Annotated in this window: 5 protein-coding genes; 4 read left to right on the forward strand and 1 reads right to left on the reverse strand. The window is 63.7% G+C overall.

Annotation, left to right across the window (positions count from 1 at the left end; all coding sequences use genetic code 11):
* Window positions 1–12 precede the first annotated feature (12 nt).
* The 4 genes from VGU00_RS09730 to VGU00_RS09745 all read left to right on the forward strand — a co-directional run bounded on the left by VGU00_RS09730 (window position 13) and on the right by VGU00_RS09745 (window position 5,640).
* Complete coding sequence (locus tag VGU00_RS09730; protein WP_327467929.1) at window positions 13–2,148, forward strand: ParB/RepB/Spo0J family partition protein; 2,136 nt, start codon at window positions 13–15, stop codon at window positions 2,146–2,148.
* A gap of 204 nt (window positions 2,149–2,352) precedes the next feature.
* On the forward strand, window positions 2,353–3,390 hold the full coding sequence (locus VGU00_RS09735; protein ID WP_327467949.1) for a DUF7146 domain-containing protein: 1,038 nt from the start codon (window positions 2,353–2,355) through the stop codon (window positions 3,388–3,390).
* A gap of 317 nt (window positions 3,391–3,707) precedes the next feature.
* Window positions 3,708–4,649 carry a DUF2493 domain-containing protein gene (locus VGU00_RS09740; RefSeq protein WP_327467931.1) on the forward strand — a complete coding sequence of 314 codons (942 nt, stop codon included), beginning with the start codon at window positions 3,708–3,710 and terminating at the stop codon, window positions 4,647–4,649.
* A 64-nt stretch (window positions 4,650–4,713) separates the two neighbouring features.
* Window positions 4,714–5,640, forward strand: a complete 927-nt coding sequence (locus VGU00_RS09745; RefSeq protein WP_327467933.1) for a HEPN domain-containing protein — start codon at window positions 4,714–4,716, stop codon at window positions 5,638–5,640.
* A 10-nt stretch (window positions 5,641–5,650) separates the two neighbouring features.
* Here VGU00_RS09745 and VGU00_RS09750 read toward each other — a convergent pair whose 3' ends face one another.
* Entirely contained in the window at window positions 5,651–5,818 is a 168-nt protein-coding gene (locus tag VGU00_RS09750) for a DUF6771 family protein (protein ID WP_327467935.1), read from the reverse strand.
* Window positions 5,819–6,636: the final 818 nt, after the last annotated feature.

A 6,636-nucleotide genomic window follows, 5' to 3' on the forward strand; every position in this document is an offset into this window, starting at 1 on the left:
TGGAGAATGGCCATGGCTCGTTCCAAGCCTAAAATCACCCTCAGCCCGTCGCGCGATATCCCGTTCGACCGGCTGGTCCTGTCCCAGTCCAATGTGCGGCGCATCAAGGCCGGCGTGTCGATCAGCGAACTCGCCGACGACATCGCCCGTCGCACCTTGCTGCAGAGTCTCAATGTCCGTCCTCTGCTCGGCGAGGACGGCGAAGAAACCGGCCAGTTTGAAATCCCCGCAGGCGGCCGGCGCTTTCGCGCCCTCGAGCTTCTCGTGAAGCAGAAACGCCTTGCCAAGGACGCGCTGGTGCCCTGCATCGTTCAGGCAGCGTCGTCGATCCTCGCCGAGGAGGACAGCTATGCCGAAAATGCAGTGCGCGAAAATCTTCATCCGCTCGACGAGTTCCGCGCGATGCTGGTGATGGTCGAGAAGGGCAATGGCGTCGAAGCCATCGCCGCCCATTTCATGACGACACCCGCGGTGGTGCGCCAGCGCCTCAAGCTCGCCTCGGTCGCACCGGCCCTGCACGAGCTTTACGCCGAGGATGAAATGACCCTCGACCAGCTGATGGCGTTCACGGTTTCGGACGATCATGAGCGGCAGGTCCAGACCTGGGAGCTGCTCGCGCACAGCTTCAACAAGTCGCCGGCCTTCATTCGGCAGAAGCTCACCGAGAACAGCGTACGCGCCGCCGACAAGCGGGTGCGTTTCGTGTCGGTCGACGCCTACGTCGCCGCGGGCGGCGGCATCGTGCGCGACCTCTTCGAACCCGACGACGGCGGGTGGCTCACGGACCCGCCGCTGCTCGACCGGCTCGTCGACGAGAAATTGAAGGAGGTCGCCGAGCGCATCGGCGTCGAGGGCTGGAAATGGGTGCAGACCGCGATCGACCTGCCCTGGCAGGCGACGCGCGATCTTCGCGAACTGAGCAGCACTGAGATCGCAATGACCGACGTGGAAGCGGCGAAGGTCGCGGCGCTCGAAGCCGAGGCCGACGAACTTTCGGACAAATGGTCCGATGAGCCCGATGTTCCCGCAGAAGTGCATGCGCGGCTCGAGGCGATCGAGACCGAGATCGGCGCGCTCACCGATCGGCCGCAGATCTTCGACGAGGCCGAAGTCGGCATCGCCGGGGCCTTTGTATCGATTGATTATGATGGGACGATCCGGGTCGATCGCGGATTCGTACGGCGCGAGGATGAGCCGGTGGTCGACGACGGCGATTCGGACGGCGACGCCGTTGATGGCCAAGCGGTTGACGAAAGCGGCGAGGGCGCAGTCGGCGTCGCTGCGTCGCCGCCCGAGAGCGCAGATGGTGGCGAACGCGAGGAAGAAGGATTGAAACTGCTTCCCGATCGCATCGTGTCCGACCTCACCGCGTGGCGCACGCTCGCCCTGCAGGATTCCTTTGCCGGCAATCCGAAAGCTGCGTTCGCTGCGGTGCTGCACGCCATGGTGCTCTCGGTCTTCTACCGGACCAGCCATGAGACCTGTCTCGAGCTATCGGTGTCGACTGTCTATCTTACCAACGAGCCTGCGGGACTTCGCGAATGCGCGCCGGCGCGGTCGATAGAGGCACGTCATGAAGCATGGCGCGAACGGCTGCCGAACGAGGATGTCGACCTTTGGGATACCCTGCTCGCGTTCGACGAGACCGAACAGGCGATGCTGTTCGCGCATTGTGCGTCGCTCGGGATCAATGCGCAGGCCGAGGTCTTGCCCAAATATCCGAACGGGCGGGTGTCGGCACGCAGCGTCGAACGACGCATCGCCCACAGCCACGTCATTGCGCGCGCGGTCGGGCTCGATGTTGTCGGTGCTGGCTGGCGTCCGACGGCCGAGGGCTATTTCCGCGGTGTGACCAAGGCGCGGCTGCTGGCCGACGTCACCGAGGCGCGTGGGCCTGAGTTCGCGGCGATGATCGACCATCTCAAAAAGCCCGATATGGCGCGAGAGGCGGAAAAGCTGCTCGAGGAATCGGGCTGGCTGCCCGAGCCAATGCGCACGCCGCCAACGGACGATGCCACCGAGGCAGTCGAAGGCGGCGACGCCGCCGCTGGCGATCTCAGCGTGACGGCGAGCGATGTCGAAAGCGCCTATGCCGGCGCCGACGGCGAGCAGACCGCTTGGGACGAACTGCCGGTCGCCGCTGAATGATCCTGGACGGGGCGGCCAGCGCTGCCCCGTCACCTTCCGTGCGGCGGAGACTGCCCGATCGGCGGTCCCCGCCGCATTTTGTTGAAATCGAAGCGCGCCTTGTGTCACACTGTCGGCAACTGCCGGCAGGGGCTGTCGGCGCCGTGTGCGTTCAGTCGTTCGGGTCTTGCCGGGCGAGGGCGACGCCAGCCGCAAGGAAGCCCCATGGAGACTGTTTCAGACATCGCTCGCCGCCTCGCTGACAATGCGGAAGCTGTCTGCCGCCGCTATCTTTCGAACGGCCGGCGGGAGGGCCGCTATTGGCTCGTGGGTGACGTCCGGAATGCGCCGGGGCGGAGCCTCTATGTCCGTCTGTCCGGATCGGGCGACGCCAGCGGTCAGCCGGGCAAATGGACCGATGCCGAAAGCGGCGAACATGGCGATCTGCTCGACGTGATCGCTGCCAGCTGCGGTCATGCCAACCTCCGCGATACCCTCGCGGAGGCGCGGCGCTTCCTGAGCCTGCCGGCGACCGACAATGCCGAGCCTGCGAATCCGAAGCCGCGCAAGGCACCGGGCGGCACGCCCGCAGCGGCCCGGCGGCTTTGGGCGGCAGCACATCCGACCGCGGGGACGCTTGCCGCTTCCTATCTTGCCGGGCGCGGAATTCATCGCGCAGGCAATGATCCGGCGCTTCGCTTCCACCCGTCATGCTATTACCGCGCATCGCGCGATGATGTGCCGGGTGTCCGATCCACCTACCCGGCCATGATCGCTTCGGTGACCAACGACCATGGCGCGGTCGTCGGGGTCCATCGGACCTGGCTCGATCCGGCGGGCGGGAAGGCCGATGTTGCTTATCCTCGCCGTGCCATGGGCCAACTTCTTGGCTACGGCGTCCGCTTCGAGGCAGCTGCCGAAGTCATGGCGGCCGGCGAGGGCGTCGAAACCATCTTGTCCCTCCGCGAAATCCTCCCCGCCATGCCGATGATCGCCGGATTGTCGGCGGCGCATCTGGCCGCCATCCGATTTCCGGAAACGCTGCGCCGACTCTATGTCGCTTGCGACCGGGACGCCGCCGGGAAGGGCGCGCTGGCGACGCTGCGGGAGCGGGCGGTGGAACTGCACATCGAGGTGGTGCCGCTCATCCCCGCGCACGACGATTTCAATAGCGACCTTTGCGCGATGGGCAGAGACGCTTTTGCAGGTCGTGCGGCCGGGTTGCTCCGGCACGAGGACGTCGGGCGTTTCCTCAAATCGTGAGGCGGGCCGGCAGGGAAGGGAGCACGCGCGCAGCGGCGGCTTGGTCATCTGTCGATCTTCGAGGACCGCGCCTTCGGCCTTCGCTGGAGGGCGACTGCGGCAGGCGGACCGGGGAGCGCAATGGCGGCCGCGCGGCTATTTTCCGCCGGGGCTTTGCCCCTTTGCATCGCGAAGCAAAATAGCCTTCGGCCGCCATCCTCCGCTGGCGCTCCGGCCGCGCGTGGCTTCGCCGGCGCGCGGTGCCCACCCGCACCGCCTGCCGCAAGACGTCGCCGCGAAGGCCGCGGAAGGCGCGGCTGATCTCAGCGAGAACCGATATGACCTATGATGCCGATCTTCCCGAACCCGCCCATCCCTTCGAGCCATCGGCCAGCGCTTTCCTCCTTCAGGAAATGCAGCTTTACGGCCATCGCCCCTATGAGGATGAACCCGACGCGCGGCCGCTCCCAGACGACCGCCTTGCGGCCGGCGCGGTCGCCGACATCTTCGATGCGCTCGCGGGCTGCCTTACCCACACGCGGATCGAACCCGACCTTGAGGATCTGCTCTGGGCCGTCGTCAACATCTTCCACCGCGCCGGAACACGCGTTGAGCACGATCTCGATCGCAACGAGCAGGCGCAGCGCGAGCTTCAGCGCGAGCAGGATGGCAGCGAAATCCGCTCGGTCGAGCTCGAGCGCGCGATCGCCGAGGGCATCACCATGATCGAGCGGCGCGACGCAATGGAATATTTCCGCGAATGTGCCGCCGAGCAGTTCCGTATCCACGCCCGCACGGCCTGGATGCCGCGCACGGGGTCGCGCGTGCGGCACAAGACGATGACCGCGGCGATGATCGACAGCCGGGACTTCATGGACCGGCGTCTCCGCGAGAAGGCGAAATGCCTGATCCCCGAAGGCACGCGCATCGTCTTTTCGGGTGGGCCCTCATGCAACGATCATCGCCATATCTGGTCGGCGCTCGACAAGGTCCACGCCCGCCATGCCGATATGATCCTGCTTCACGGTGCCACGCCGACGGGAGCAGAACGTGCGGCGGCGTGCTGGGCCGACACGCGGGGTGTGCCGCAGGTTGCCTTTCGCCCCGACTGGAACCGCCACAAGAAGGCTGCGCCCTTCAAGCGCAACGAACGCATGATCGATGCGATGCCTGCGGGACTCGTCGTTTTCTCGGGCACCGGCATCCAGGACAATCTCGTCGACAAGGCCCGCGCGTTCGGCATCCCCGTCTGGGATTTTCGTGTCGGGCCCGAGGGATGAGGTGCCGATCTGGATTTGACAGCGCTTGCCTTCCGGCGAGCAGACTCACAGGATGGAAACAGTCATGCGTACCGACCTCGATCATCTTCCCCCCAACAAGCAGCGCGAACTCGAACGCGTGAAGGCGATCATCTTCGAAGAATTTGCCGACAGCATCGCGCTCGCGACGATGAACTGGAAGAGGAAGGGCCGCATCGAAAAGCTGATCCTTTACGGCAGCTATGCGCGCGGCGGCTGGGTCGACGAGCCGCATACCGCGAAAGGTTACCGGTCGGACTTCGATCTCCTCATCATCGTCAGCGACAAGCGCCTTACCGACAAAGTCGATTATTGGCTGAAGCTGGAGGACCGGCTCAATCGCGAGCTCGCGATCGACAAAACGCTGCACACGCCGGTGAACTTCATCGTCCATACGATGCAGGAGGTGAACGACGGGCTGGCACATGGGCGCTACTTCTTCATGGACCTCGCGAAGGACGGCATCGCGCTCTATGAGTTCGACGACAAGGAGTTGCACACGCCAAAGCCGAAGACGCCCGAGCAGGCGCTGGCGATGGCGCGGGAGTATTTTGAAGAGTGGATGCCGCAGGCAAACGCATTCTACAAAATGTACGAAACTGGCTTCGCTGAGGGGACGTTGAAGCAGGCATCGTTTGTGCTGCATCAGGCCACAGAAAGCTTATACCACTGCGTGCTGCTGGTCTGCACCTTCTATACGCCGCACGTTCACAACCTTGGCTTTCTCCGCACGCAGGCTGAGCGGCTCGATATGCGCTTGGTTGACGCATGGCCGCGCGAACTGAAGACGGATCGTTCGCGGTTCGAGAAGCTCAAGGAAGCCTATGTGAAGGCTCGCTACTCAAAGCATTATCGCATCTCTGAGGAAGAGCTCTCGTGGCTGGCGGAGCGTGTCGAGGAACTTGGCCGTGCCGTGCATGCGATTTGTACCGAACGGATCGCCGAACTCGAAGAGCGCTGCAAGCCGAGCTGACGCAGGAACGTTAGGTGGCAAGCCCGTCTGATGTCTTGAGCGCTTCGGTAATCATCACTGCAAGCGACTCCTCCGCCTGCACACGCGTCGCATGGTCTTTAGCCTCCAGATCGCGGCGAACCCATTGCGGCGCTCGCTCGATCGCACGAAGGACGATGTTGGTCAGGTCATCGGTCATAGGGGCGCTATAACGCCGCGCCGGAGGCTAGCAATGATATAGGTTTGCGCATTGCCGGTAATGCACGGCTGTTGCCGAAATACATCACGTGCCGGAATTTACCCTACGGCATGGTGAATCCGCTGGCGTGGTCACCGCACTGCTATATGCGCCGCATCGCGACCCGAATGAGGAGCTCTCTTCATTCACTTTTCCTTGGCGGCCTCTCGGGGCCGCCATTTTTTAAGGTGCGCGCGCGGTGGGTGTCGTCGTCCGGCCAATGTTGCAAGTGACCAAGCTCGGCCTTGCTCAGCATGAGCTCCCGTCCACTGCAGAAGAAATAGGGTGTGATGACCATCCTTCTGGTCCGAGCCTCTGCCGCCAAAAGCAACACCGCTAGCCTCGAATGGAACAGCGACCGAGGGACCTGCAGCCCGTTATCGTAATAGGATTTGACTTGCCCGCATGCCAATCCCTCCAGCAACTTTCGAACTTGCTTTCCGGCCGTGTCGTCGGGCAGTTCGTAGTTCGGGGGGAATGTCAGAGAGCGGCAAACATACTCATCGTACCGCAGCATATGTCGATGTATGAAACAACGGAAACTCCCCGGCAGAGGCTCTTGAGTCGCGGGTTCCACCGAGCTTTCTGACATATTTTGACGCAAACTGTGGCTCCATGACTTACGAACTTTCGGCCTGCTGACGTGCTCCCCTGATTGTTACCAGTCAGAGGTAGAGTCCGGCTCCTTCATGATGGTTGATTGATGGGATGGCAATGGTCCTGGGGGCATGCCCCCAGGACCATTGCCCGGCGATCTCGGCGGGGGTTTGCCCGCCCAG

Source organism: Sphingopyxis sp. (assembly GCF_035944815.1).
Lineage (GTDB): Bacteria > Pseudomonadota > Alphaproteobacteria > Sphingomonadales > Sphingomonadaceae > Sphingopyxis.

What these genes read in the sequence shown, in the direction of transcription:
- VGU00_RS09730 (WP_327467929.1), top strand. Translation starts at nt 13, where the DNA reads ATGGCTCGTTCCAAGCCTAAAATCACCCTCAGCCCGTCGCGCGATATC.
- VGU00_RS09735 (WP_327467949.1), top strand. Translation starts at nt 2,353, where the DNA reads ATGGAGACTGTTTCAGACATCGCTCGCCGCCTCGCTGACAATGCGGAA.
- VGU00_RS09740 (WP_327467931.1), top strand. Translation starts at nt 3,708, where the DNA reads ATGACCTATGATGCCGATCTTCCCGAACCCGCCCATCCCTTCGAGCCA.
- VGU00_RS09745 (WP_327467933.1), top strand. Translation starts at nt 4,714, where the DNA reads ATGCGTACCGACCTCGATCATCTTCCCCCCAACAAGCAGCGCGAACTC.
- VGU00_RS09750 (WP_327467935.1), bottom strand. Translation starts at nt 5,818, where the DNA reads ATGACCGATGACCTGACCAACATCGTCCTTCGTGCGATCGAGCGAGCG.